23 protein-coding genes are annotated in these 25,927 nt (G+C 71.7%); 8 read left to right on the top strand and 15 right to left on the bottom strand.

Features of this window, described 5'->3' with window-relative positions; genetic code table 11:
• Positions 1–9 precede the first annotated feature (9 nt).
• The 3 genes from Q0P88_RS10915 to Q0P88_RS10905 all read left to right on the top strand — a co-directional run bounded on the left by Q0P88_RS10915 (position 10) and on the right by Q0P88_RS10905 (position 2,323).
• The gene (locus Q0P88_RS10915) at positions 10–366 is read left to right on the top strand and encodes a TraR/DksA C4-type zinc finger protein (protein WP_295014027.1); all 357 of its coding nucleotides are present in this window, start codon (positions 10–12) and stop codon (positions 364–366) included.
• 110 nt (positions 367–476) lie between these two features.
• Positions 477–1,388, top strand: a complete 912-nt coding sequence (locus Q0P88_RS10910; RefSeq protein ID WP_295014025.1) for a hypothetical protein — start codon at positions 477–479, stop codon at positions 1,386–1,388.
• Positions 1,388–2,323 (top strand): Gfo/Idh/MocA family protein, encoded by a 936-nt coding sequence (locus tag Q0P88_RS10905; protein ID WP_295014023.1) that lies wholly within the window; start codon positions 1,388–1,390, stop codon positions 2,321–2,323. The genes Q0P88_RS10910 and Q0P88_RS10905 overlap by 1 nt, the downstream gene beginning before the upstream one ends.
• A 167-nt stretch (positions 2,324–2,490) precedes the next feature.
• On the opposite strand, the gene Q0P88_RS10900 is transcribed toward Q0P88_RS10905, so the two are convergent.
• The 4 genes from Q0P88_RS10900 to Q0P88_RS10885 all read right to left on the bottom strand — a co-directional run bounded on the left by Q0P88_RS10900 (position 2,491) and on the right by Q0P88_RS10885 (position 7,164).
• On the bottom strand, positions 2,491–3,420 hold the full coding sequence (locus Q0P88_RS10900; protein ID WP_295014021.1) for a glycine betaine ABC transporter substrate-binding protein: 930 nt from the start codon (positions 3,418–3,420) through the stop codon (positions 2,491–2,493).
• Entirely contained in the window at positions 3,413–4,363 is a 951-nt protein-coding gene (locus Q0P88_RS10895; RefSeq protein ID WP_295014019.1) for a proline/glycine betaine ABC transporter permease, read from the bottom strand. Before Q0P88_RS10895 ends, Q0P88_RS10900 begins: the two co-directional genes overlap by 8 nt.
• Complete coding sequence (locus Q0P88_RS10890; RefSeq protein ID WP_295014017.1) at positions 4,360–5,685, bottom strand: glycine betaine/L-proline ABC transporter ATP-binding protein; 1,326 nt, start codon at positions 5,683–5,685, stop codon at positions 4,360–4,362. The genes Q0P88_RS10895 and Q0P88_RS10890 overlap by 4 nt, the downstream gene beginning before the upstream one ends.
• Before the next feature lie 297 nt (positions 5,686–5,982).
• Positions 5,983–7,164 carry a class I SAM-dependent methyltransferase gene (locus tag Q0P88_RS10885; RefSeq protein WP_295014015.1) on the bottom strand — a complete coding sequence of 394 codons (1,182 nt, stop codon included), beginning with the start codon at positions 7,162–7,164 and terminating at the stop codon, positions 5,983–5,985.
• A gap of 106 nt (positions 7,165–7,270) precedes the next feature.
• Here Q0P88_RS10885 and Q0P88_RS10880 point away from each other — a divergent pair, with 106 nt between their 5' ends.
• Positions 7,271–9,217 (top strand): DUF5107 domain-containing protein, encoded by a 1,947-nt coding sequence (locus Q0P88_RS10880; RefSeq protein ID WP_295014012.1) that lies wholly within the window; start codon positions 7,271–7,273, stop codon positions 9,215–9,217.
• Between the two features lie 64 nt (positions 9,218–9,281).
• Here the strand turns inward: Q0P88_RS10880 and Q0P88_RS10875 are convergent, their stop codons facing one another.
• From Q0P88_RS10875 to Q0P88_RS10850, 6 genes are all read right to left on the bottom strand, one after another.
• Complete coding sequence (locus Q0P88_RS10875; RefSeq protein ID WP_295014010.1) at positions 9,282–10,058, bottom strand: DeoR/GlpR family DNA-binding transcription regulator; 777 nt, start codon at positions 10,056–10,058, stop codon at positions 9,282–9,284.
• A complete protein-coding gene (locus Q0P88_RS10870; protein ID WP_295014008.1) occupies positions 10,055–10,990 on the bottom strand; it encodes a class II fructose-bisphosphate aldolase in 936 nt (311 codons plus the stop codon). Before Q0P88_RS10870 ends, Q0P88_RS10875 begins: the two co-directional genes overlap by 4 nt.
• Positions 10,968–12,032 carry a 1-phosphofructokinase family hexose kinase gene (locus Q0P88_RS10865; protein WP_295014006.1) on the bottom strand — a complete coding sequence of 355 codons (1,065 nt, stop codon included), beginning with the start codon at positions 12,030–12,032 and terminating at the stop codon, positions 10,968–10,970. The genes Q0P88_RS10870 and Q0P88_RS10865 overlap by 23 nt, the downstream gene beginning before the upstream one ends.
• The gene (locus Q0P88_RS10860) at positions 12,029–13,120 is read right to left on the bottom strand and encodes an ROK family protein (RefSeq protein WP_295014004.1); all 1,092 of its coding nucleotides are present in this window, start codon (positions 13,118–13,120) and stop codon (positions 12,029–12,031) included. The genes Q0P88_RS10865 and Q0P88_RS10860 overlap by 4 nt, the downstream gene beginning before the upstream one ends.
• Before the next feature lie 11 nt (positions 13,121–13,131).
• Positions 13,132–14,046: an SIS domain-containing protein gene (locus tag Q0P88_RS10855; RefSeq protein ID WP_295014002.1), complete on the bottom strand. Its 915-nt coding sequence runs from the start codon at positions 14,044–14,046 to the stop codon at positions 13,132–13,134.
• 188 nt (positions 14,047–14,234) lie between these two features.
• Positions 14,235–14,528: a chorismate mutase gene (locus tag Q0P88_RS10850; protein WP_295014000.1), complete on the bottom strand. Its 294-nt coding sequence runs from the start codon at positions 14,526–14,528 to the stop codon at positions 14,235–14,237.
• A 90-nt stretch (positions 14,529–14,618) separates the two neighbouring features.
• Between Q0P88_RS10850 and Q0P88_RS10845 the strand changes: the two genes are divergently transcribed.
• Positions 14,619–15,878, top strand: coding sequence for an AI-2E family transporter (locus tag Q0P88_RS10845; RefSeq protein WP_295013998.1), 1,260 nt, complete (start codon positions 14,619–14,621; stop codon positions 15,876–15,878).
• Positions 15,879–15,965: 87 nt separating this feature from the next.
• Positions 15,966–16,610 (top strand): histidine phosphatase family protein, encoded by a 645-nt coding sequence (locus Q0P88_RS10840; RefSeq protein WP_295013996.1) that lies wholly within the window; start codon positions 15,966–15,968, stop codon positions 16,608–16,610.
• Between the two features lie 756 nt (positions 16,611–17,366).
• Here Q0P88_RS10840 and Q0P88_RS10835 read toward each other — a convergent pair.
• Together Q0P88_RS10835 and Q0P88_RS10830 are read right to left on the bottom strand one after the other, a co-directional pair.
• On the bottom strand, positions 17,367–18,776 hold the full coding sequence (locus tag Q0P88_RS10835; protein WP_295013993.1) for an aspartate aminotransferase family protein: 1,410 nt from the start codon (positions 18,774–18,776) through the stop codon (positions 17,367–17,369).
• Positions 18,777–18,793: 17 nt separating this feature from the next.
• Positions 18,794–20,278, bottom strand: coding sequence for a CoA-acylating methylmalonate-semialdehyde dehydrogenase (locus Q0P88_RS10830; protein ID WP_295013992.1), 1,485 nt, complete (start codon positions 20,276–20,278; stop codon positions 18,794–18,796).
• A 90-nt stretch (positions 20,279–20,368) separates the two neighbouring features.
• Here Q0P88_RS10830 and Q0P88_RS10825 point away from each other — a divergent pair, with 90 nt between their 5' ends.
• Entirely contained in the window at positions 20,369–22,009 is a 1,641-nt protein-coding gene (locus tag Q0P88_RS10825) for a PucR family transcriptional regulator (RefSeq protein ID WP_295013990.1), read from the top strand.
• A gap of 59 nt (positions 22,010–22,068) precedes the next feature.
• Here Q0P88_RS10825 and Q0P88_RS10820 read toward each other — a convergent pair whose 3' ends face one another.
• From Q0P88_RS10820 to Q0P88_RS10810, 3 genes are all read right to left on the bottom strand, one after another.
• A complete protein-coding gene (locus Q0P88_RS10820) occupies positions 22,069–22,413 on the bottom strand; it encodes a cupin domain-containing protein (protein WP_363316506.1) in 345 nt (114 codons plus the stop codon).
• Entirely contained in the window at positions 22,410–23,804 is a 1,395-nt protein-coding gene (locus Q0P88_RS10815; protein WP_295013988.1) for an FAD-binding oxidoreductase, read from the bottom strand. The genes Q0P88_RS10820 and Q0P88_RS10815 overlap by 4 nt, the downstream gene beginning before the upstream one ends.
• Before the next feature lie 75 nt (positions 23,805–23,879).
• Complete coding sequence (locus Q0P88_RS10810) at positions 23,880–24,347, bottom strand: Lrp/AsnC family transcriptional regulator (protein WP_295013987.1); 468 nt, start codon at positions 24,345–24,347, stop codon at positions 23,880–23,882.
• Positions 24,348–24,446: 99 nt separating this feature from the next.
• Here Q0P88_RS10810 and Q0P88_RS10805 point away from each other — a divergent pair, with 99 nt between their 5' ends.
• Positions 24,447–25,877 carry an aminobutyraldehyde dehydrogenase gene (locus Q0P88_RS10805; RefSeq protein WP_295013985.1) on the top strand — a complete coding sequence of 477 codons (1,431 nt, stop codon included), beginning with the start codon at positions 24,447–24,449 and terminating at the stop codon, positions 25,875–25,877.
• Positions 25,878–25,927: the final 50 nt, after the last annotated feature.

The raw sequence follows: 25,927 nt of genomic DNA, 5'->3' as shown, positions 1-25,927 counted from the left end.
TCCGGGCGGGTGGGCGAGCAGGACCGGCTGCGAGCGCTCCTCGACGAGCGCCGCGTGCAGGCGGAGGCGCGCGTCGCGGCGTCGGACCTCGCACTCGTTGCGTTGCTGCGTGAGCGCGAGGGATCGAACGATGACGACGAGCACGATCCCGAGGGCGTGACGCTGTCCTCCGAGTGGTCGCGCCTCACGGCCCTCGCGGAGGACGCCGCCGCGGAGCTGCACCAGGTCGACGACGCGCTGACCCGCATGAACGCGGGGACGTACGGCGTCTGCGCGGTCTGCGGAAGGCCGATCCCGACCGCGCGACTGGAGGTGCGCCCGTTCGCCGAGCACTGCGTCGCGTGCGCGGAGAAGCTGGGTCGCTGAGCGCGCCGGGCGGATGCGGAGCACACCGTTTCGCCGCCGACCGACCGGATTCGCGTGCGGAGCAGACTCATCATCTCCCGGGCGCCGGCACGGAATAGGCTGGGCGGATCATGGACTTCTGGCACTTCGTGGGCGGCTACTGGTGGATGATCTTCCCGATCATGGGCGTCGCCGGCGGGATGGCGAGGCGGTGGCAGGTGATGTCACGGCAACGCCACCTGCAGCGGCTGGAGACCCTGCGGCTGAAGAGCGAGATCAAGGCCGCCGAGCTCGCGGCCCGCGGCCAGGTCGTGTCTCCGACCGCGCCGGTCGTTCCGGCACCGCCGTCGGAGTCCTCCCGGGATCTGCTGGAACGCCTGTTCCGCGAGCACGACGAGATCACCGCCCGCTGGCTCGACTACGAGCTCGACGTGGCCAAGATGATCGCCTACCCGGCGATGAGCGATGGGCGCCAGCCTCTCACCGCCGCCTTCCTGCGCGCCAAGAAGGCCGCCGACGCCCTCCGCCCGGCGTCGGCCGAGGCGCACCTGAGCGAACGGCAGGTCGGCGAGTACCTCGACGCGGTCGGCACCTACGCGGTCGCGTTCGAGATCGCGGAGAAGGACGCCCGACGTCTGCGCGACTCGACGTTCACCGCCGAGGAGCGCAAGCGCCTGGAACGGGCGCAGCACATGCTCAAGGTCGCCGTGGACGAGTCGGCGACGACCGCCGAACGGCAGACGGCCTACCGGCGTGTGCGCGAAGAGCTGGACGGTCTCATCGACCTCTCCGACGCCGCGGTGGAGAACCTGGAGAAGAAGGTCGCGCTGCAGCTCGGAGCCCCCGCGGAGGCCGGGACCTCGGCGGACGGTGCCCCGACGCCCAGTACCTCGACGCCCGGTGCTTCGACGGATGGCGCCGTGCGCAGCGACGCCACCGAGGCGCCGAGGTCGGCTCCGAGCGAGGCACCGCCCGCGCGCCCGGAGACCTCCGCGCGCCCCGATCCCGCCCGCGCGGACCCGCTGCCCCACCCCGATCGCTGATGAGGGTCGGTCTCATCGGCGCGGGAGGGATCGCCGCGGCGCATCTCGACGCCTGGCGCGCGCAGGGCGCGGAGATCCTCCTCGCGTCGCGCACCCGCCCGACCGCCCTCGCCGCGCGGTACGGGGCCGAGGCGGTCGACGACGTCGACGAGCTCGTCGACCGCGTCGAGGTCGTCGGGATCCTCTCCCCCACCCCGACGCACCTCGATTACGCGCTGCGGGCGATCGCGCGCGGCCGCCACGTGGTCTGCGAGAAGCCGCTGACGATGACGGCCGCCGAGGCCCGGCTGCTCGCGGATGCTGCGGAAGCCTCCGGTGTGCGACTGTTCCCGGCGCACGTCGTGCGCTACTTCGACGGGTATCTCGGGATCAAGCGGGCCGTGGACGCCGGAGCGATCGGATCGGTGCGGTCCATCCGGATGAGCCGGTTCGGGGCGGGTCCCACGGCGCCGTGGTTCTTCGACGAACGCGCCGGCGGCGGGCTCGTCCGCGACTTCCTCATCCACGACATCGATCAGGCGCTGTGGCTCGCCGGACCGGTCGCGCGGGTGCGCGCCGCGCAGGATCCCCCGAGCGTCTCCGGGCGCCTCGCCGCCCCCGTGCGCGCCCGGATCACGCTGACGCACACGAACGGCGCGGAGTCGCGGATCGACGGAGGGTGGCTCGGCGCGGGCACGCCCTTCCGGACGACGATCGCGGTGGGCGGCGGGGGCGGCACGCTCGCCTTCGACAGCGCGGCGTCCGGCCCCGCCGTCGACGGGTTCCTCCCTCCCGCGACCGACGAGGACCCGTACCGCGCCCAGATCGCGGACTTCGCGGAGGCGATCCGCTCCTCGCGTCCGGCGCGGGTGGGACCGGGCGACGGCGTCGCCGCGGTCGCCGTCGTGGACGCCGCGTACGCCTCGATCGCGGCCCGCGACGCGATCGATCTCTGAATCCGTCACCGGTGCGGGGGCGACCGTGCGGGATGCGGCGCCCCCGATCGCCCTGCGTCGTCGGAGCCGTCGCCGGGACGACGCGACGCCTGCGCGATCCGATCGCGGATCCGGTCAGGGACCCGCGTCGAGATCGTGCAGGCGTCGCGGTGCGACGGCCCTGCGGCCTACTTCTTGATCCAGTCGAACTCGTCGCCGTGCTCCGCGATCCAGGCGTCGATCGCCTGGGGCTCCTTGCCCTCGCCGAAGGTGTTGACCACCGTGTCCTCGAGCGAGCCGTACTGGGCGTCGTCGAGCACGATCTTCGAGATGAGCTTCGCGGCGTCGGGATGCTTCTTCGCGAAGTCCTTCGAGCCCAGGAAGTGCAGGCCCTCCGGCTTGCCCATCGCGCCCTTCGGATCCTTCAGATCCTTGACGGGGAAGGCGCTGTTGGCCCAGAACGGACGCCACAGCGTCACCGCGATGTCCTGCTTCTTGTCCGTGGCCGACTTCAGCTCCGTGAGCATCGCGGCGGTCGACGATGTGACGAGCTGGTACTCGCCGTTCAGGCCGTACTCCGGCATCATCTTCTGCGTCTGGGCGGTGAGGCCCGCGCCCGGCTCGATCCCGATGATCTTGCCGTCGAACTGCGAGCCCTTGCCCTTGAGCTGATCGATCGAGTCGATGTCGCTGTACTCCGGCACCGCGATCGTGAGTCGGGCGTTGTCGTAGTAGGTGCCCAGATCGTCGATCGAGCCGGCGTACTTGTCCATGTAGGCCTTCTGCGTGACCTCGGGCCAAGCGGAGGGGAACACGTCCACATCGCCCTGCGAGAGACCGGCGTAGAGCGGACCGGCGTCGGAGAGCGTCTGCATCTTGACGTCGTACCCGAGCTTGCCGAGCTGGTCCTGCAGCAGGTACGCGGTGCTCAGGCCGTCCGTCCAGCTCGGCAGGAAGCCGAGGGTGATCGTGCCCTTGTCGCCCGAGCCCGCGGCCTTCTCGGGCGCCTTGCCCGCCATCTCGAGGGTGCCGCCGGCGCCGTCGCTCGCACACCCCGCCAGGGTGAGGGCGGCCGCGACGCCGAGCGCCGCGAGGGTGGTGATCCTGCTCTTACGCATTCTGCAGCTCCTTCTCTTCGACGGCCATGTCCGGGGTCTGCGGCGCGGGCGCCGCGGACATCGCCGCGAGTCGGCGCGCGGTGCGGCGGCGCCGCAGCAGGCCGAGCAGCGAGCGGGGGTGCTCGCCGAGGGATCCGAGCGACGCGGTGACCCGGTCGAGGAACACGGCGATCAGCACGACGCCGAGCCCCGCCTCCACGCCCTTGGCGATGTTGACGGTCGAGATCGCCTCGACCACGAGCTTGCCGAGTCCGTCGGCGCCCGCCATACCGGCGATGACCGCCATCGACAGCGAGAGCATGATGACCTGGTTCACACCGGCGAGGATCGTCGGCATGGCGAGCGGGAGCTGGATCCCGCGCAGGATCTGCCCGGGGGTGGCGCCGAAGGACTGACCGGCCTCGACCGTCTCGGAGTCGACGCCGCGGATCCCGAGCTCGGTGAAGCGCACTCCGGGGGGAAGCGCGAAGATCACGGTCGCCACCATGCCCGGGACGACGCCGATGCTGAAGAAGACGATCGCGGGGATGAGGTAGACGAACGCGGGCATCGTCTGCATGAAGTCGAGCACGGGCTTGAGGATCGCGCGCACCGTGGCGTTGCGCGCGGACCAGATCCCCAGCGGGATCGCGAGGAGCACGGCGACCGCACCCGCGACGAGCACGAGGGCGAGCGTCTGCATCGCGGGGACCCAGAGCCCCATCGCGACGATCAGCCCGAACGAGATCACGGTGCCGATCGCGAGGCGCCAGGAGCGCACGAGCCAGGCGATGAGGGCGGCGACGAGGATGACGACGTAGAACCACGGCATCAGCAGCAGGAAGCTCAGGCCGTCGACGAGGAAGGACACGACCGTCGAGACGACGTGCAGCAGCCCGTCGAGGTTGGCCTTGATCCAGTCGACCGCGACGGCGACCCAGGTTCCGAGGGGAAGGACGTTCATCGGGCGACCTCCTCGGTCGGTGCGTCCGGCGTGGCCGACGTGGGCGCGGGCACCGACTCGGCGGTCCAGCCGTCGTCGAGCACGGCGTCGATCTCCGCCTGGGGCAGCGGCAGCACGGGCAGGTTGATCTCGCCCGTGGCACCGGGACCGGGGCCGAGGGCGGCGAGCAGGGTGATGCGGGGGATGACGCCCACGAGTCGCCCCTCCGCGTCGGCCACCGCGAGGGGGAGCGGGGACTCGACCGCGGGGATGAACAGGTTCATGAGGATCTCGTCCTCGTTCACGACCTGCGAGGCGGGCTTGAGCACCGAGGTGATCGTGCTCTCGCCGCGGCGGATGAGCTTCACGACGTCGCGATCGGTCACGACGCCGACGAGCGTGCGGTCGCGCCCGACGACGTAGGTCGCCGACATGAACGCGTCGCGCATCTGCTTGAGCGCCGTGCGGGGGCCGGCGGTCTCGGCGACGACGGGACGCGGGCGCTCCATGACGTTCGCGGCCGTGAGCACGCGCGCACGGTCCACGTCCTGCACGAACTGCTCGACGTAGCTGTTCGCGGGATCGGTGAGGATGTCCTCGGGAGTGCCGATCTGCACGATGCGCCCGTCGCGCATCACGGCGATGCGGTCGCCGAGGAACATCGCCTCGTTGAGGTCGTGCGTGATGAAGACGATCGTCTTCTGCAGCTTCTGCTGCAGCTCGAGCAGCTGCTCCTGCATCTCGCGACGGATGAGCGGATCGAGGGCGCTGAACGCCTCGTCCATCAGCAGGATGTCGGTGTCGGCGGCGAGCGCCCGGGCGATGCCGACGCGCTGCTGCATGCCCCCCGACAGCTCGGAGGGAAGCTTCTCGCCCTGTCCTTCGAGCCCGACGAGCGAGAGGATCTCCTCGGCCTTGGCCAGGCGCTCCGCCTTGGGGACGCCCTTGAGCTCGAGCGGGTAGGCGACGTTCGCGGCCACGCTGCGGTGCGGCAGCAGGGCGAAGTGCTGGAAGACCATCGACACGCGATCGCGGCGGATCTCGCGCAGACGCGAGGCCGGGATGCCGGTGATCGGGTCGCCGGCGACGAGGACGGATCCGTCGGTCGCCTCGTGCAGGCCGTTGAGCATGCGGATGATCGTGGACTTGCCGGATCCGGACAGTCCCATGATCACGAAGATCTCGCCGCGGTTGACGGTGAAGCTCGCGTCGATGACGGCGGCGGTGCCCGCGTCGGACACGGCGGTGCGGGTCTCGCCGGACTTGAGGCGCCGGACGGCCTGGTTCGGGTTCTTCCCGAACACCTTGAACAGATGACGCGCTTCGAGAGCGGTTTCGGACACGTTTCCCCCGTGCGGCCTCCTCGGGTACGCGAGGCCGGCATCGGTCACGCCCGGGTGACGATCACGGGGCCGCTTCGACGAAGCCGTGCTGGCGGCGCAGGCGGAGGATTCGGATCCTCGGCAGAGATCATCGACCGTACGCCCACGCCTCTTCGTGCACAGCGAGTCGAAAGAAGGACGCGGCCGCGGACTGGTCTAGGGGCCGTGAGGCCCGCATTCCAACGTAACGAGAAGGTTCGCCTCTGGCAAATCAGGGGATCGTGGTCTAAGGTTCCGCGATCACCGATCGGGAGCGCATCAGCGGCGGACCGATCGGGTCACGACGAACTTCGGCGTGCGGGCGAGCTGCTCGGTCGGACCGACGGCCGCGGCGAGCGCGCGGCGGTGGTCGAGGTGGGCGTTGAAGACGGTCCAGACCTCGCCGCCGGGACGCAGGATCCGCGCCGCGGCCTCGATCAGCCGGCGCCCCGCGCCCTCGTGCACGCTCGCGCCGAGGTGGAAGGGAGGGTTCAGCAGCACGAGGTCGACCGAGGCGTCGGGGATCGCGGATCCCGCGTCGTCCAGCGTCACGGTCACGCGATCGGCGAGGCCGTTGGCCGCCATCGTCGCCCGTGCGGAACGGGCCGCCGAGGCCGAGCGGTCCGTGGCGATGACCTGCCCCGCGACGGCCCGCGCGAGCGACGCCGCCAGGGCGCCGGTGCCGCAGCCGAGGTCGACCGCGCTGAACCCGGGGCGGGCCGAGAGCGCGGAGAGCTCTGGCTCACGCTCGTGCAGGACCTGCAGCAGCACGCGGGTCCCGATGTCGATCCGATCCCCCGCGAACGCCCCGCCGTGCGCCGCGAGCACGAGGCCGACGTCCTCGTGGCGCGTCGTGACAGGGAAGAGCGGCCGGTCGGCGACCGGCCGCGGATCCGACGCGAGGATCAGACGGGACTTCCGTTCGGCGCGCTGCGGCTGGATCCGCCCGAAGAAGCGACCGAGCACCTCGTTCTGCGCGAGGGTCATGTGCTTGACGCGTCCGCCGGCGATGAGCGTCACGTCGGGATCGGCCCAACGGGCGATGGCGTCCGCGACCTCCTCGAGCTCGGCGAGGCTCCTCGGCAGCTGCAGGAGCACGAGCCGCGCCCCCCGCAGCAGCGTCTCGTCGAGCCCGTGCGCCGCGAAGCCCGGCTCCTCGGGGTCACCGTCGTCCGCGAGCGACCGGGCGTTGCGGACGAGGGCTCGCCGTCCGGTCACGAGGTCCTGGTGAACCCGGATCCCGCGCCATCCCGCCGCCACGAGCGGCAGCGTGAGCGCGCCGTAGCCGTCCCCGATCACGGTGATCGCGGATCCGTCGAGCCCCCGGCCGGACGCGGACTCGGCGGACGCGGAATCGAGAGCGCGGGTCACGAGCAGCTCATCCGTGGCGTCCCACGCCTGCAGGTTCGCGGCCTCGACGTCGGGGAACCGGCGCAGGCGCGCGAAGGGGAAGCCGGGCATCCGATCAGCGTACGCGGGGAATGCTCGGCCACGGGTGCGGAGCGGCGCGGAAAACCACGGCTCCTGCGAGGGCGTGAATTCGCGGTCAGGCGAGATACTGGTTCGGATGAGTGCAACGCTGACCGTCACCGAGGTCGTCCTCCCCTCCGCCGCCGTCGGACCGGTGAATCCGCTCCCCGCCCTCGCCGCGATGCCGCAGGCGCCCTACGAGGCGTCCACCGAGCATCTGCCCGCCGGGATCGCGGCGAACATCCGCTACGGGCAGGTCTCCTCGATCCACCCCTACCTCCTGCAGGACGGCTACGACCGCACGCGCACGCCCGCCCCGATGCGGATCGCCGTGCTGGAGAACAGGCACCTGCGCGCCGAATTCGCGCTCGAACTCGGCGGACGTCTCGTGCGTCTGTACGACAAGGCCGCGGGGCGCGACCTGCTGTACCGCAACGAGATGCTGCAACCGGCGAACCTGGCCCTGCGCAACGCCTGGTTCTCGGGCGGCGCGGAGTGGAACATCGGGATCCGCGGCCACTGGCCGCTCACCTGTGACCCGCTCTACGCGGCCGTCGTGACCGGCGATGACGGCGAGCCGATCCTGCGGATGTGGGAGTACGAGCGGATCCGCGGCCTGATCCTGCAGATCGACGCGACGCTCGACGCCGACGCCCCGGCGCTGCACGTGCGCGTCCGCGTGCGCAACCCCCGCGACCGGGAGACCGGCATGTACTGGTGGACGAACATCGCGGTCGCCCAGGAGGCGGGAAGCCGCGTGTTCGCCCCCGCGACGCACGCCTACGTCACCGACTACGACGGGCGGATCGGATCCGTCGACCTCGCCGACGTCGACCCCCGGCACCCGGCGCGTGCGACGGCCGCGGCCGACTTCTTCTTCGACCTCGACGCGGGCGCCCGCCCCTGGATCGCCGCGCTGGACGGCGACGGCTCCGGCCTCGCCCACGTGTCGACGGCACCTCTGACCGGGCGCAAGCTCTTCGTCTGGGGCGACACCGCCGGCGGGCGCCGCTGGTGCGACTGGCTCGGCGGCGAGACCGGCGCCTACTTCGAGATCCAGGCCGGCCTCGCGACCACGCAGTACGAGCATCTGCGCATGCCCGGCGGCGCGACATGGGAGTGGACGGAGACGTTCCTGCCCCTGCGGGTCGAGGATCCGGCGCTCGACGGATCCTGGGCGGACGCCGTCGAGGCCGTCGGCGCCGTGGTCGCGCAGGCCGCGGACGGGATCGGATCCGACGCTCGCGCGCGGCTGGAGCGGGCGGCAGAGGCGGAGCCCGGAGAACTGCTGTCGACCGGGTCGCCCTGGGGTGCGCTGGAGCAGGAGCTCGCCGCCCGCGCGGGTCTGCCGTTCGCGCCGCTCGCCGGCGTGCGCTTCGCGCGCGAGGGCGCGGAGGGCGCGTACTGGGCGGCACTGCTGGACGGCTCCGCGGACGGATCCGCCGACGACGCGGACGCGCCGCTCGACGCCCCGGCCTCGTACGTGCGCGGCGAGGAGTGGGACCACCTGCTCGCCGAGGCGCCCTCCACCTGGCTCACGCACTATCACCGGGCGGTGGCCGCGCACGCCGAGGGGGAGCACGGCACCGCGATCTCGCACTACGAGGCCTCGCTGCGCCACCGCCGCACGCCGTGGGCGCTGCGGGGGCTCGGACTCGCGCTGCGTCAGTCCGACGGAGGCCGGGCCGCCGCCGCGGCCGGCGTCGCGCGGCTCGTCGAGGCGCGCGAGCTGGCTCCCGGCTCCGGGCCGATCGCGCTCGAACTCGCCGAGGCGCTCCTCGCCGATAACCGGCCGCAGGAAGCCGCAGCACTCGTCGAGGGCCTGGATCCCGCACAGCGCGCGCAGGGTCGCTTCCGCCTGGTCGCGGTCCGCGCCGCTCTCGCCCGGGGCGACAGGGAGGGCGCGGGACGGATCCTCGCGGAGCACATCGAGGTCCCGGATCTCCGCGAGGGCGAGGTGAGCCTGTCCGCGCTCTGGCGCGAGGCCCACCCCGACCGCCCGGTCCCCGCCTTCTACGACTTCCAGATGGCGCCGGAGGACTGACGGCCGTGCGCTGACGCGGGACGACGGCTCTGTCGGCCAGGACGGCTCAGTCGGCCAGGACGGCTCAGTCGGCCAGGACGACGTCGTAGCCGGCGTCCTGGAGCGCCGTCCGCGCGTCGTCGCCCAGCCCGGCATCGGTGAGCACGGTGGGGAAGAGCGCCGCGTCGCCCACGGTCGCGAACGCCGCCGCGCCGACCTTCCCCGAGTCGGCGACGATCACGGCGCGACGGGCGCGGCTCGCCATCATCCGGTTGACCGCGGCCTCGCGTTCGTCGTGCGTCGCGGCCCCGTCCGCCGCGGAGAGCGCGTTCACGCCGATGAAGGCGATGTCCAGCGCGATCCCGGAGAGCAGCTGCTCCACGAACGGGCCGACCAGCTCGTAGCTGCGCGAGTGGATGACGCCACCGGTCACGACCACCTTGATGTCCGGGCGGGTCGCCAGCTGGGCGGCGATGTTGACCGCGTTCGTGACGATCGTGAGTCCGTGCTCCGCGAGATCCTCGCGCGCGGCGAGCGCCGCAGCGATCGCCGTCGTCGTCGTCCCGCCGGAGAGCCCCACGACGGATCCGGGGGCGACGAGCGCCGAGGCGGCGCGCGCGATCCGTTCCTTCTCCTCGGTGCGCTGGTGGCTCTTGTACCGCACCGGTAGCTCGTAGGCGACGGACTGCGCGACCGCGCCGCCGTGCGTTCGGGTGAGCAGCCGCCGCTCCGACAGGCTGTCCAGGTCGCGGCGGATCGTGGCCGCGGAGGCGTCGAATCGCTCGACGAGCTCCTCGACCGAGACGTCGCCCTGTGCCGCGAGCAGGTCGAGGATCGCGGTGAGGCGGTTCGCTCGGTTCATGCGTCGACGGTATCGGATCCCGCGGAGCTCACCGGACGCGCCTGCTCACCGTCCTGCGCGGATCCGGGTGCAGGGCGCAGCGCGAACAGGCTCAGCAGTCGCGCTGCCTCCGCCGCGACCGCGTCCCGCGCGGGACCGAGGTACTTGCGCGAGTCGACGAGGCGCTCGTCCTGGTCGAGTCGGGCCCTGACCGCACGGGTGAAGTAGCCGTTGAGGTGGGTGGAGACGTTGATCTTCGTCATCCCGGCCTCGATCGCGGCGGCGATCGAGGCGTCGGGCACGCCACTGGACCCGTGCAGCACGAGCGGCACGTCCGCGCCGCCGCGTCCCGCGCCGCGCAGAGCGGCGCGGAGGCGGGCGATGAGGTCGAGGTCGAGCGCGGCGGAGCGATCGAGCATCGCGTGCGAGGATCCGACGGCGACGGCCAGCGCGTCGACCCCGGTCTCCGCGACGAAGGCGCGCGCCTCGTCGGGATCGGTGCGGACGCCCGGCGCATGCGCCCCGTCCTTGCCGCCGACCTCGCCCAGCTCCCCCTCGACGTAGACGCCGGCGGCGTGCGCCCGCTCCGCGACGTATGCGGTGAGGGCGACGTTGTCGGCGTAGTCGAGCGCGCCGCCGTCGAACATGACGGATCCGAACCCGAGGGCGATCGCCTCGTCGACGAGCTCCGGCCGCTCGGCGTGGTCCAGGTGCACGGCCACCGGCGTCTCGGCACGGCGGGCGACGGCGAGCGTCGCGAGCGCGATGGGTTCGAGCGCCCCGTGGTAGTCGGCGCAGTTCTGCGAGATCTGCAGGATCACCGGGAGCCCGGCCTGTGCCGAGGCGGCCACGAGCGCCTCCGCGGTCTCCAGGTGGATGACGTTGAAGGCGCCGACGCCGGTTCCGCGGCGGGCGGCGGTGGTCACGAGGTCACGGGCGGAGACGAGGGTCATCGGGGGTCCTTCCCAGAGGCGGGGCGCTCGCGAAGCGCGGCGCGGAGGGCGGTCGGAGGGCGGTGACGGCGGGATGCTCGACGATCAGCTCTGACTCGAGCTCGGTCCAGGACGGGTCGATCTCGCCGGCGAGCGGCATGAGCACGGCCGCGGCGGACCAGGAGGTCGCGCGGCGCAGGATCGCCTCGGGTTCGGTGATCCCTTCGGCCATCAGCACGGCGCACGCGGCGACCGCGGCGTCCCCCGCACCGGTCGGGTTGCCGGCGAGCGGGACGGCGAGACGCGCCCGCACGATCACGTCGGAGGTGATCGCGAGCATCCCGTCCGCACCCTGCGAGAGCAGGATCAGCGACGCGCCGCGGCGCAGCAGCTCGAGCGCGCCGTCGAGCGGATCCGCGATCCCCGTCGCCTCGGCGAGTTCGTCCGCGTTGGGCTTCAGCACGGTCGCCCCGGCATCGGCCGCGCGGAGCAGCGCAGGGCCGGAGGTGTCGGCGATCACGACGGCTCCCGCCTTCCGCCCCGCCCGGATGAGCGACGGCAGCAGATCCTCCGGCGCGCCGGGCGGCAAAGATCCGGACAGCACGAGCACGGGCCGCCGGCGCCGGCGGCCGGCGGCGGCCCCGCGTCCGTCGGTCGCGTCCTCGGCCTCGCCGTCCCGGCCGAGCGCACGCACCACCGCCTCGGTGAGCGCGGCCCACTCCTCCGCGCTCGGGTTGACGCCGCGTTCGTTGATGACGGTGGTGTCGCCGAGGTCCTCGTCCACGAGGGCGATGCTGCGCCGGGTCGCTCCCCGCACGGCGAGCAGCTCGTGCGGGACGCCGCTGGCCACGAGCTCCTCGGCCAGCTCCGCGCCGGTCGGTCCGCCGACGGTCGCGAGCGCCAGCACCGGCGCGCCCTGGGCATGCGCGACGCGGGCGACGTTGAGGCCCTTGCCGCCCGCACGGGCGACGCCCGCCTCCGCGCGGTGCGTCGCCCCGGGCACGATCTTCGGGACGTGCCAGGTGAGGTCGACGGCCGGATTGGGGGTGACGGTGACGATCATTCCAAGCTCCTCGCCCGCAGTGCCGCGCCGAGGATCCCGGCGTTGCCGCGCAACTGCGCGGGAACGAGGTCCGGGATCCGATGGAAGCTGAGCCGCGCCTCGAGGCGGGCGCGCAACTCGTCGAAGAGCGCCCCGCCGGCGCGGGAGAGGCCGCCGCCGATCACGACGGCCTGCGGCGCGAGCACCGCGGTGAGCTGCGCGATCGAGAGCGTGAGCGCGTGCAGCGCCTCGTCCCAGACCTGCGCGGCGATCCGGTCACCCGCCGCGGCGCGCGCGATGACCTCCTTCGCCCCGTCGACCGGCGATCCGCTGCGCTCGGTGTAGCGGCGCGCGATCGCACCGGCCGAGGCGATGGCCTCGAGGCAGCCGCGGGCGCCGCACGCGCAGACCGGCTCGTCGGCGACCGGCGAGTGGCCGATCTCCCCGGCGAACCCGCCCGCCGTGTGGATCCGCCCGTCCAGCAGCAGCACGCCGGCGATCCCCGTGCCGATGATGAGCACCACCACGTCGTCATAGCCGCGGGCGCCACCGAGCTCGTGCTCGGCGAGGCCGCCGCCGCCGACGTCGTGGCCGAACGCGACGGGCAGGCCAAAGGCGGCTTCGGCGAGCGCGCGGATCGGTGCGTTGCGCCAGCCCATGTTGCTCGCGAAGACCCCGATGCCCGACTCCTCGTCGACGATCCCCGGAACGACGAGCCCGACCGCGGCCGGCTCGACGTCGGGATGCTCGGCCCGCAGCTGCGCGGCGAGGTCGAGGAGCCGTGCGATCAGCCGCTCGGGCAGATCCGGTCCGGGCGGCGGGGTGGGCGTGCGCCGCAGCCCGAGCGCCGCGCCGGTCTCGTCGAACAGCGCGGACTTGATGTCGGTCCCGCCGACGTCGAACGCGAGCACGGCGCGCCCGGGACCGAGTTCTGCCGCGGGTCCGGCCGCGGCACGCGCGTCGCGGCCGCGTTCCTCCCCTGAGCCGTCCGCGGCGCGACCGTGGTCCGCGTCGCCCGGGAACCGCTCGGCGCCGCGCGGCTCCCCGCCGTACGCACGGGCCTGCGCGGCGGGGTACGTCCCGCGGTCGAGTGGGGAGGGGATCGTCATGGCCGGTCCGTTCAGGCGTCGAGGATGACCGACCGCGTCAGGTTGCGCGGCTCGTCCGGGTTGAGACCCTTCGCCAGCGCGCGGTCGAGCGCGACCCGGTGCAGACGGGCGAGATCGGCGAGGGGGTCGATCGGATGCTGCACGAAACGTCCGCCGGTCGCGGCGACCTGCGCGTCGAGTCCCTCCGGGGCGACGCCGAACTGCCAGGTGATGCGCCCGGGGGCAGCGATCGCGATCGGGCCGTGCCGGTAGTCCATCGACGGGTACGACTCGGTCCAGGACTGCGAGGACTCGCGCATCTTGAGAGCGGCCTCGTGCGCCAGGCCGATCGTCCAGCCCCGGCCGAGGAAGGTGTACTGCTCGGCGCCGGCCAGCGTCGGGTCGACGTCGGCGATCGCGACGCGCGCATCCTCGATCGCCTGCGTGAGGTCTTCGCCGAGCGAAGCGCGGAAGAGCGCCAGCGCGGTCGTGGCGAACCGGGTCTGCACGACCGAGCGCTCGTCGGCGAAGGGCAGCAGCACCGCGTCGTCGACGAGGCCGACCAGCGGAGAGGTCTCGTCTCCGATGACCCCGATGACGCGCGGGCCGCCGCCGGACGCCTTCAGATCGGAGACGAGTTCGAGCACCTCGGTCGTCGTTCCGGAGCGGGTCAGGGCGACCACGGCGTCGTAGTCGCGATCCAGGAACGCCTCGCTCGCCGCGTAGGCGTCGGTGATCCCGAAGCCCGCGGTCTCGCGCAGCGCCGCGTAGGACTGCGCCATGAACCAGGACGTGCCGCAGCCGACCACGGCCACGCGCTCGCCCCGGGTGGGCAGCAGGGCCTGCTCGGCGCGCATGCCGACGGCGCGCTCCCAGGTCTCGGGCTGCGAGTCGAGCTCGGCGCGCATGTACGCGCCGGGGGCGACGGTCTCGGTCGAATCGGTCATGCGGATCCTCCTCGGTCGGAGTGGTCTGGAGGCTCACGAATGCGTGAACATGCACGATGTTAGCGCATATCAATCACACTCGCTCATATCTTTACCCAGGGGTGACTCCGGAGCCGCCCGTTCCCGGAACCGGCTTCCGGAAGCGCGCCCGAAGCCCGCTCCGGGACGCTCGAGGGATGGCGGACGGCTCAGCGCGATGCGGCCTCGGTGTGGTGGCGGATGACCTCGGCGACGACGAAGTTGAACCACTTCTCCGCGAACTCCGGATCCAGATGGGCCTCCTCCGCGAGCGCCCGCAGTCGCGCGACCTGCTGCTCCTCGCGGCGCGGGTCCGAGGCCGGCATCTCGTGCTCCGCCTTGAGCACGCCCACCTGCTGCGTGCAGCGAAAGCGCTCCGCGAGCATGAAGATGAGGGCCGCGTCGATGTTGTCGATGCTGGCGCGCAGGCGCAGCAGCTCGGCCTGGGGATCGGGGACGGTCATGGCGGGCTCCTCACCGCGCGACGGACGGAACCCTCCGACGATAACGCGTCCGACCCGCGCGCCGCGCACCTCTCCCCTACAGTGAGAGCCATGAGCCGCGACGACCGCACGCCCGCCGATCCGGCCGAGGGTTCCGCCCCCTCGACGCCTTCGGGATCCCCCTCCGCGTCGACCGTCGTCGAGGGCGCGGAACCGGGGGCGGATGCGCTCGGCACGGCCCCCTCTGCCGGCACCCCGGCGCGGAAGAAGTACGTCGAGGCGAGCACGCCGCGCGGGTCCTTCTGGACGCGCATCGACAAGCCCTTCGTCTTCGGATTCCTCGTCACGCTCGGCGGCCTCGCCGCGATCCTGCTCGGACTCGCGCTGTCGAACATCTCGACCGTGCTCATCTACATCGCCTTCGCCCTCTTCGCCGCGCTCGGCCTCGACCCGGCCGTGCGCTGGCTGGAGCGACGCGGCATGAGCAGGGCCTGGGGCGTCGTGACGGTCATCGTCGCGTTGACGATCGTGCTCGGCGTGATCGTGCTCACGATCATCCCGACGGTGATCGATCAGATCGCATCCTTCGTGACGTCGATCCCCGGGACGATCCAGACCTTTCTGCACAGCGACTTCTACCACGGCCTCGAGGAGCGCTTCGGGGTCGGCCTGACCGACGTCGTGACGGAGCTGCAGAAGTTCCTCAGCGACCCGGGCCGTATCGCCCAGATCGGCGGCGGCGCGCTGCAGATCGGCGGCGCGGCGCTGCAGATCGGCGCCTCGATCGCGACGGGGCTGTCGGGAATGCTCATCGTGCTCGTGCTCACCCTCTACTTCCTCGCGACGCTTCCGTCGATGAAGGCCGGGCTGCTCCGCCTCGCGGCCGCGCGGGACCGCACCGGCATCTCCGAGATCGCCGATCAGATCACCGAGTCGGTCGGCGGCTACGTGATGGGCATGGTGGGCCTCGCCTTCATCAACGCGGTCATCGTCTTCCTCCTCTACCTCGTGCTCGGCCTGCCGTTCCCTCCGCTCATGGCGACGGTGGCCTTCCTCATCACGCTCATCCCGCTGGTCGGATCCGTGCTCTTCTGGGTGATCGGCACGGGGATCGCGCTCTTCTCCTCACCGGTGCTCGCGCTGATCTTCGCGATCGTCTACCTCGTCTACATGCAGGTGGAGGCGTATCTCATCACGCCCCGGGTCATGAACAAGGCGATCTCGATCCCCGGCTCGCTCGTCGTGATCGGAGCGCTCGTGGGCGGCACGCTCCTGGGTCTGCTGGGTGCGCTCATCGCGGTGCCGGTGACCGCGTCGATCCTCATCATCATCAAGCAGGTGTGGATCCCGCGGCAGGACGCACGCGTCTGACCCGGTTCGGCGGGGTCGGGTTTCCGAGTCCGTCTGCGCGCCAGGAGCGGCGTCCGGCGGCGTGGTGCACCGTCCTAGGCTGAGGGCATGACGCGGATCTGGGTGGTGCGGCACGGTCAGAGCATGCTGAACGCGGCGGAGCGGATGCAGGGCTGGTCGGATGCGCCGCTCACCCCCCTCGGCCGTGACCAGGCGACGGCCCGCGGTACGGACTTCGCGGCGGCGGGGATCCGATTCGACGCCGCCTTCTCGGGCGACGGCCTACGGCATCGCGAGACCGCGGCAGGACTGTTGCGCGCGGCCGGATCCGACCTCGTCGCTGACGCGGACGCCCGCTGGCGCGAGATCAGCTTCGGCGCGCTCGAAGGCGCGAGCGCCCGCCGGTTCTTCCGCCTCCTGGAGGCCCATCGCAGCGCCGAGAACCCCCTCGTCGCCGCACTCGACGACCTCGCCGCGCACGACCCCCTCGCAGAATCCCCCGGCGCCGTCGCGGAGCGGGCGCTCGACGCTCTGCACGAGGCGTCCGGGGCCGGATCCGAGGTGCTCGTGGTCACGAGCGGCATCACGATCATGTCGCTCGCGCGCCGGCTCGGCGCCGACCTCTCCCACCTCACGACCGGCCCCGCGAACCTCTCCGTGACCACGGTGCAGCGCGTCGACGACGGGTGGCGCGTGGACCGGATCGCCTCCCCCGCCCCCGTCGCGAGCGCCCCGGACGCCCCCTCCCGCTGAGCGCGCCCCATGCGTACCGGGTCCGCCGGGTCAGCCGGGTCGGCCGACGCCGGGCACCCGCCGCGTCCGACACGCTCGTCCGGACTCCGATATTCCGATACTCCGATACTCCGCGCAGAACCCGCCGCGATACCGCCGATATTCCGGATCGTGGCAGGTATGTCGGCCCGCACAGCGGATCCGGTCCGACATACCTGCACCGCTCCTGCACCCGCACCCGCACCCTCAGCCGCACCCGCAGCCTCACCCGCGTGGATCCCCGCACAATCGTGCCCGCACAACTGCGCCCTGGCCAACCGTGCCCGGGCCTCTACTGCCGATATTCCGGATCGCCCCACGCATGTCGGCCCACACAGCCGATCTAACCCGACATACCGGCATTGATCCGAAATATCGGATGGGTACAACCACGGCCCACACGAGTACGACCACGGCCCACACGGGACGCAACCACGTTCACCACGCGAAAGCCCGAACCTCGTTCACCGCCGTACGACACGACCACACCCACCACGCGAAAGCCCGGACCGCGCCCACCCCACGTAAGTCCGCGCCCCATTCACCGCGAAACGACAAGACCACACTCACCACGCGAAGGCCGGTCCACACCCACCACGGGAATCCCTCGGACCACATTCACCGCGCGAAGGCCGGTCCACATTCACCGCGCGAAGGCCGGTCCACATTCACCGCGCGAAGGCACCCATCGCCCGCACCGCCGGGAGCAGCCCGCCGTCCTCACCGCAGCAGTGGCGCTCAGTGCGCGTAGCGGTCCACCACGGTGAGCGCGTCGTCGATCGCGGCGAGACCGCGGACCAGCTCGTCCTCGGTGATCACGAGCGGCGGCGCGATGTGCGTGCGGTTGAAATGGACGAACGGCCAGACGCCGCCCTTCTTCGCCGCCGTGGCGAACTCGCCCATAGGGGCCGCGTCCGCGCCCGACGCGTTGAACGGCACGAGCGGCTCACGGGACTCTTTCGACCGCACGAGCTCGACCGCCCAGAACAGGCCCTGACCGCGCACTTCCCCGACACTCGGGTGCTTCTCGACCCACGCGGCCAGAGTGGGCGCGACGACCCGCGCGCCCAGGTCGCGCACGCGCTCCAGGATCCCGTCGCGGCGGAACACCTCGAAAGTCGCGACGCCCGCCGCGCAGGCCAGCGGGTGCCCGGAGTAGGTGAGTCCGCCGGCGAACGGCACGGTGTCGAACGCCGAGGCGATCCGCTCGGAGATCACGACGCCGCCGAGCGGCACGTAGCCGGAGTTCACGCCCTTCGCGAAGGTGATGAGGTCGGGCTTCGCGTCGAAGGCGTCGACGCCGAACCACTCGCCCAAGCGACCGAACCCGACCATGACCTCGTCGGCGATGTAGACGATGCCGTAGCGGTCGCACAGCTCGCGCACGCCCTGGAGGTAGCCGGGCGGCGGCACGAGCACGCCGTTGGTGCCCACGACCGTCTCGATGATGACCGCGGCGATCGTCGACGGACCCTCGAGCTGGATCGTCTGCTCGAGATGCTCGAGCGCGCGCTGCGACTCCTGCTCCAGGGTCTCGGAGTGGAACGCGGAGCGGTACAGGTACGGACCGAAGAAGCGCACCGTGCCGGTGTCGACGGTGTCGTTCGCCCAGCGCCGTGGATCGCCGGTCATCGAGATCGCGGTCGCCGTGGACCCGTGGTAGCTGCGATACATCGAGAGCACCTTGCGGCGTCCCGTCACGCTGCGCGCCATGCGCACGGCGTACTCGTTCGCGTCGGCACCGCCGTTCGTGAAGAAGACCTTCTCCATGCCTTCGGGAGCGACCTCGGCGATGAGCCGGGCGAGCTCGCCGCGCACGTCGTTCGCCATCGACGGCTGGATCGTCGCCAGGCGACCCGCCTGCTGCTGGATCGCGGCGACGAGGTCGGGATGCTGGTGGCCGAGGTTGAGGTTCACCAGCTGGCTGGAGAAGTCGAGGTACGCGTTGCCCTCGTAGTCCCAGAACGTGGATCCCTCCCCCGCGGCGACGGGCACCGGGTCGATGAGCGCCTGCGCGCTCCAGGAGTGGAAGACGTGCGCGCGGTCGTCGGCGCGCACCCGCGCCTCGGCGGCGGCCGCCGGCAGGGCGTGCGCCTCTCCGTGCCGGTCGATCAGCCGAGCGGTCTCGGTGGCCGTGGTCGTGGTCATGATCGGATCCTTCCTCGTCAGTGGTTGCTGGGGAAGCCCAGGTCGACCTGGGCGGCGGTGTGATCGGGCCAGCGCGTGGTGACCACCTTCGACCGCGTGTAGAAGTGGATCGACTCCGGGCCGTAGATGTGCGAGTCCCCGAAGAGGCTCGACTTCCAGCCGCCGAAGGAGAACGCACCGACCGGAACGGGGATCGGCACGTTGATGCCGACCATGCCGACCTCGATGTCGAACTCGAACTGACGGGCGGTGCCGCCGTCGCGGGTGAAGATCGCGGTCCCGTTGCCGAACTGGTGCGCGTTGATGAGCTCGACGGCCTCGGCGTACGTCTCCACGCGCACCACCGAGAGCACGGGGCCGAAGATCTCGTCCTCGTACAGCTTCATGCCGGGCTTCACGTGGTCGATGAGGCTGATGCCGGTGAAGAAGCCGTCGCCGGCGAACGTCTGCGCGGTGCCGTCGATCAGGACCGTCGCGCCCTCGGCCTCGGCGCCGTGCACGTATCCCTCCACGCGGTCGCGGTGCTCGCGCGTGATGAGCGGGCCCATCTCGCTCGCGGCGTCGGTGCCGTCCCCGATCCGCAGGTCCGCGACCTTCTCGGTGATCGACGCGATGAGCGGATCCGCGACGTCGCCCACGGCGACCAGCACGGACACCGCCATGCAGCGCTCGCCCGCCGAACCGTACGCGGCGGAGACGGCGGCAGCCGCCGCGCCGTCGACGTCGGCGTCGGGCATGACGACCATGTGGTTCTTGGCGCCGCCGAGGGCCTGCACGCGCTTGCCGTTGGCCGAGGCGCGCTCGTAGATCGACTTCGCGATGGGAGTGGATCCGACGAAGCTCACGGCCTTGACGTCGGGCGCGTCGAGCAGGGTGTCGACCGCGACCTTGTCCCCGTTGACGACGTTGAGCACGCCGTCGGGGAGCCCCGCCTCCTGGAACGCCTTGGCGAGCCAGATCGCCGCGGACGGATCCTTCTCGCTCGGCTTGAGCACCACCGTGTTGCCGCACGCGATCGCCGAGGCGACCATCCACAGCGGCACCATCACCGGGAAGTTGAACGGGGTGATGCACGCGACGACGCCGACCGGCTGCTTGACCGAGTGCACGTCGACGCCGCGCGCGACCTGTTCGGCGTGCTCGCCCTTGAGCAGGTGCACGAGACCTGCGGCGAACTCGACGTTCTCGATGCCGCGCGAGACCTCGCCGGCGGCGTCGGAGAGGACCTTGCCGTGCTCGCTCGTGACGATGGCGGCGAGCTCGGGCGTGCGCTCGGCGAGGATCTGACGCAGCCGGAAGAACACGTCGGCGCGCTTGATGAGGCTGGTTGCGCGCCAGGCGGCTCCGGCGGCCTTGGCGGCGTCGATCGCCTGCTCCACCTCCTCGACGCTCGCGAACGCGACCGTGCGATGCGCCTCCCCCGTGGCGGGGTTGTAGACCGGCCCGGTACGGACGGTCGCGCCGGTGTCTGCGCCGTTGATGAAGTGACGGATCACGCTCACGGTGATGCTCCTCGGAGTCGGGTCCGGACACTCTGATCGATGGTGTCCGCGAGCTTGTGCTCCCATGCTCGCAACACGCAGGATGGATCCGTGCTCCCAGATCGTATGGACTTCGCAGGCGATCGAACAGATCGTCCGGACGGTGCGGACCCTGGCCTGCCGACGGTCGCGGACGTCCTCGGCGTCGCATCGTTGCAAGCGGGCGTACCGGAGGTGCTCGCCGGATCGGTCGACGTGCCGGTGCGCTGGGTGCACGTGTCGGACAGCAATCGCGTGCCGGGCCTGCTCGACGGCGGCGAGCTGCTGCTCACGACGGGCGCCGGCTGGGCGGGGGACTCCGGATCCCTCGCGCGTCTCGTGGCGCAGCTCGCCGACGCCGGGCTTTCCGGCATCGTGCTCGAGCTGGGCACGCGCTTCGCCGTCGTGCCCCCCGCGCTGGTCTCCGCGTGCCGGGACCGCGACCTCGCGCTCGTGACCCTCGAACACGAGGTGAAGTTCGTGACGGTCACCGAGGAGGTGCACCGCCGGATCATCGCAGGGCAGGTGGAGGCGCTGCAGGAGCGACAGCGGCTGCACCAGCTGTTCACCGGGCTCAGCCTGCGCGGAGCGCCCGTCGAGGTCGTCATCCGGGAGACCGCACGCGCCCTCAAGGCGCCGGTGGTCCTGGAGGACCTGGCCCACGAGACGATCGTCGCCGACACGTTCGACCTCGCCGAGGCCGATGCGCTGGGCGGCTGGACCGAGCGCTCACGGCGCCTGCCCGCGGACTGGACCAGAGTCCCAGTCGCCGCCCGGGGCACGCGGTGGGGCGAGCTCGTGGCGCTGCCGGGTCCGCCGCATCCGGCCGGGCGGGCCACGGTGCTGGAACAGGCCGCGACCGCCCTCGCTCTGTCCCGCCTGGCCGACGGCGAGGGCGCGTGGGCGCGGCTGCGTGCCGACACCCTGCTCGCCGCGCTGCTGGGCGAGCAGTACGTCACTCCGGCCGACATCGAGGCCCGGCTCGAGTCGGCCGGGTTCCCCGTGCGGGGCCGCACGCTGTACGCCGCCGTGTCCACCTCGCCCGCTTCCCCGTCCGCACCGGGGGCGCAGGAGCGGGACGATCCGCACACGCCGCGACGATCGGCACCCGAGTTCCCTCTCCGGGTCCGCGAATCGTCGCCGGGCGGGCGGATCGTCTCGGATCCGGATCGCCTCGCCGTCACAGACGTGCGCCTGCTCGGGGGATCGGCGGGGCCCGAGCGGATCCTGCTCCTGTCGATCCCCGCCGGATCCGTCTCGCCGACGGCTCCCCCGGCCGAGCTCATCGCGGCGTTCGGCACCGGTGCGCTGAGCGATCCCGCGCTGTCGATGGCGGAGCTGCTCTCCGCGCTGCCGGTCGTCCGTCGGCTCGCCCGACAGGCCGGGTCGGAGGGTCTGCTGCGGGTGGCGGATCGACCGCTCGCGCGCCTCGCCGCCGAGCTCCGCGGCGACCACCGACTGCAGGAGCACAGCGCGCGGCTGCTCGCACCTCTGATCCGCCATGACGACGCGACCGGCGGAGATCTGCTGCGCGTGCTGAGCGCCGTCGTCTCCCACCCGGGCAATCGCACCGCGGCGGCCGCGGCCTCGCACCTGTCCCGCTCCGTGTTCTACCAGCGGCTGGCGCTCATCGCTGATCTGCTGCAGGCCGACCTCGACGACGGCGAGACCCTCTCCGCGCTGCACCTCGCGCTCCTCGCACACGCGCGCTGAGTTACGCCCGCTGAGTGAGGAGTCCGAGGTCGTCGAGCGGCACCGGCGAGACGCGCCGATCAGGCGATGTTGACCTTGCGCAGCGTCTCCGTGACGGTCCAGGTCGTGCGCATGCCCTCCGCGAGACGGACGACGGATCCCGGGCCCACGGTCAGGTCGTCGAGCGACGGATCCGCGAACGCGATCGTGGCACGGCCGGAGAGCACGACGAACAGTTCGTCGGTCTCGGTGTCGGTGGCCGTGCCCGGCGTCATCTCCCAGACGCCGATCTCACGGTCGCCCGTGTCGTCGAGCACCGCGCTCGCCGTGGTCGGAGCTCCGGCGACGACGTCGGAGAGGGGCACCTGCTCGTGCGTGAGGGCGGGATCGGTCATCGCGGTCCCGGGTGCGGGGAGCGTCGTCACGAGTCGAAGCCCATGCCGAGCGCGTCGAGCGTCTTGAGGAACGGGCCTCGCCGGCCCTCGTAGTGATCCGCCCGGTCCATCGCGGCGCGGACGAGGTTCACCCCGATCGACGCGGCGGGCTCCGGAGGGAACGGGATCGGACGCTCGCGCACCATCCGCAGCGTCGTGCGCTCGGTCTCGATCCCGGCGAGACGGTCGAGCATGACGTCGGCGGCGAAGCGACTCGCCCCCACTCCCAGACCGGTGAAGCCCGTCGCGTAGGCGACCCTTCCGCCGCGGGCCGTGCCGAAGAACGCGCAGAAGCGGCTGCACGAGTCGATCGCCCCCGCCCAGCGGTGCGTGAACCGCAGGCCCTCCAGCTGGGGGAAGGTCGTGAAGAAGTGCGAGGCGAGCCGGCGGAAGCTCTCGGGACGCTCCTCGTACTCCGGACGCACCTTGCCGCCGAAGTGGTAGACCGCGTCGTAGCCGCCGAAGAGGATCCGGTCGTCCGCGCTCAGCCGGTAGTAGTGGAACTGATTGGCGCTGTCGGCGAGACCCTGGCGGTGCTCCCATCCGATCGCCTCACGCTGCTCTGCGGTCAGCGGCTCGGTCATCAGCGCGTAGTCGTACACGGGCACGGTCATCAGCCGGTTGCGTCTGAGAAGGGAGGGGAAGACGTTCGTGGCGAGGGCGACGTGATCGGCGAGGACGGATCCTCGCTCCGCCATCAGCGTCTGCCTCCCGGAGCCGTGCAGGCGCGTGACCCTGGTGCGCTCGAAGATCCGCACGCCCAGCTCGGTCGCGACGCGCGCGAGCTCGAACGCGAGCTTGGCGGGGTGCACCATCGCGCACCCCCGGCGGTCCCAAGATCCGGCGAGGTAGGTCGGGGAGTGGATCTCGGCGCGCACGGCGGTCTCGTCGAGGAAGTCGTCGCCCTCCATCCAGGCGATCTGGTGCGGCTCGACCGCGACCGCGAGCTGTCCGGTGCGCTCCCAGTCGACGTCCATGCCGTAACGGGCGACCGTCTGCTCGATCCCGTCGAGGTTCTCCAGGCCGAGCCGGGCGAGCTCTGGCATCTCCTCGGGCCAGCGGTTCTCGCCGTTCTCCTCGCCATGCGTCAGGCTCGCCTCGCAGAAGCCGCCGTTGCGCCCGGAGGCGGCCCAGCCCACGCGGTTGGCCTCGAGCACGACGACGCTGCGCTGCGGGTCGCGCTCCTTCGCCCTGATCGCCGTCCACAGACCCGCGTAACCTCCGCCGACGATCGCGAGGTCGGCGCGGATCTCGCCGCGCAGCGTCGGATACGCGGTGCGCGTGACGTCATCGAGCCAGAAGGCCTCCGGCACGGTCGACTGAAGGGAGCGCTCGATGACCGCCGCGCTCGGCAGGTGTCGTTCGAAGACGGTCGTTCCCATGTTCTCTGTCCCTTGGTTCCTCGGTCGGATTCCTTGTTCCGGTTCCTCGTTCGGGCGGGCGGGATCCTCAGCGGATCAGCGCGTCCCCCAGTTGTAGAGGTCCTTGTGCAGGCCGGCGTAGAGGAAGGTCTCGGTGTGGCTGATGCCCTCGATCGTGCGGATCTTCGTTGCGATGAGGGCGAGGAGGTCCTCGTCGCTCTCGCAGATCGCCTCGGCGAGGATGTCGAAGGATCCCAGCGTCACGTTGACATATGCGATCTCCGGAATATTCGCGATGGCCTCGGCCGCGACCCGCGGATCCCCGTCGACGCGGATCCCGAGCATCGCCATGGACGAGAAGCCGAGCTGGCGCGGGTCGGTCACGGCGACGATCTGCACGACGCCGCTGTCGGTCAGCCGCTGCACCCGTTGACGGACCGCGGCCTCGCTGAGCCCGACCGCCCGCCCGATCTCGGCGTACGGTCGACGGCCGTCCTCCTGCAGCAGTTCGATGATCCGCTTGGAGACGTCGTCCAGCACCGGCGCTTTGGGCTTATCACTCATATGTCGATCTTGACATTTGTGACTGTCGAATGCAACTGATTCCGCAGATTTCAATTCGTGATTCTTCCGATTTCGTTGTTCCTCCTCTATTCTGTCGACATGACGAACCTGCTCCAGAACTTCATCGGGGGCCGATCCGTCCCCGCCCACGGCGAGGGGCGCATGGACCTCGTCGACCCGGCGACCGAGGAGATCTACGGCCAGGCTCCCGTCTCGGACGAGGCCGACGTCGATGCCGCCTACGCCGCCGCGGCCGCCGCCTTCCCGCAGTGGCGCGAGAAGACCCCCGCGGAGCGTCAACTCGCGCTCTTCCGGATCGCCGAGGAGATGGCCGCGCGTGCGGAGGAGTTCGCGGACCTCGAGTCGCATGACACCGGCAAGCCGCGCGCGACGCTCGTCGCGGACGAGATCGAGCAGTCGATCGACCAGTTGCGCTTCTTCGCCGGCGCGGCACGCAGCCTCGAGGGCCGTGCCGCCGGAGAGTACCTGCCGGGGCACACCTCCTACGTCCGGCGGGAGCCGATCGGCGTGATCGGCCAGGTGACTCCCTGGAACTACCCGTTGAACATGGCCGTGTGGAAGATCGCGCCCGCCCTGGCCGCGGGCAACACCGTCGTGCTGAAGCCTGCCGAGGCCACCCCCCTGACGACGCTGCTGCTGGCCGAGATCGTCGCGGAGCACACCCCGGCCGGCACCCTGAACGTCGTGCTCGGCGATCGTGAGACCGGCGCGGCACTCGTCGCGCACCCCACCGCTCAGATGGTGGCGATCACCGGATCGGTCCGCGCAGGCATGGCCGTCGCGGAGGCCGCCGCCGCCGACGTCAAGCGCGTGCATCTCGAGCTCGGGGGGAAGGCCCCGGCGATCGTCTTCCCCGATGCGTCGATCGAGAAGGCGGCGGAGGGCATCGTCACCGGCGCGTTCTTCAACGCCGGCCAGGACTGCACGGCGGCGACCCGCGTCATCGTGCACTCCTCGGTGCACGATGAGCTCGTCGCGGCCCTCGTGGAGCGCACCCGCACCCATGCGCGCACCGGAGGCCCCCACGAGGACGGCGTCTTCTTCGGCCCCCTGTCCAGCGCGGCGCAGCTCGCGCAGGTGCAGGGCTTCGTCGACCGGCTCCCGGATCACGCGGTGGTCGAGACGGGCGGGAAGCGCCAGGGCGACACGGGATTCTTCTTCGAGCCCACCATCGTCTCCGGGATGCGACAGGACGACGAGGCCGTGCAGAGCGAGATCTTCGGCCCCGTCCTCACCGTGCAGTCGTTCGAGGACGACGACGAAGCCCTGGCCTTCGCGAACGGCGTGCCCTTCGCCCTGGCCGCGTCGATCTGGACGAAGGACCACGCCCGGTCGCTGCGCTTCTCCCGCGACCTGGACTTCGGCTGCGTCTGGATCAACACGCACATCCCGTTCGTCTCGGACATGCCGCACGGCGGCTTCAAGCACTCGGGCTACGGCAAGGACCTCTCCCAGTACGGGTTCGACGACTACACGCGCATCAAGCACGTGATGAGCGCTCTCGACTGATCCATCCCGGCTGTTGAGCGAGCACACCGCCGGCGCCCGAGACGAAACGC

The organism is uncultured Microbacterium sp., assembly GCF_945952435.1.
Classification (GTDB): Bacteria; Actinomycetota; Actinomycetes; order Actinomycetales; family Microbacteriaceae; genus Microbacterium.
Note: the sequence above shows the minus strand (reverse complement) of the source record. Positions and strands in the feature narration are given on the sequence as shown.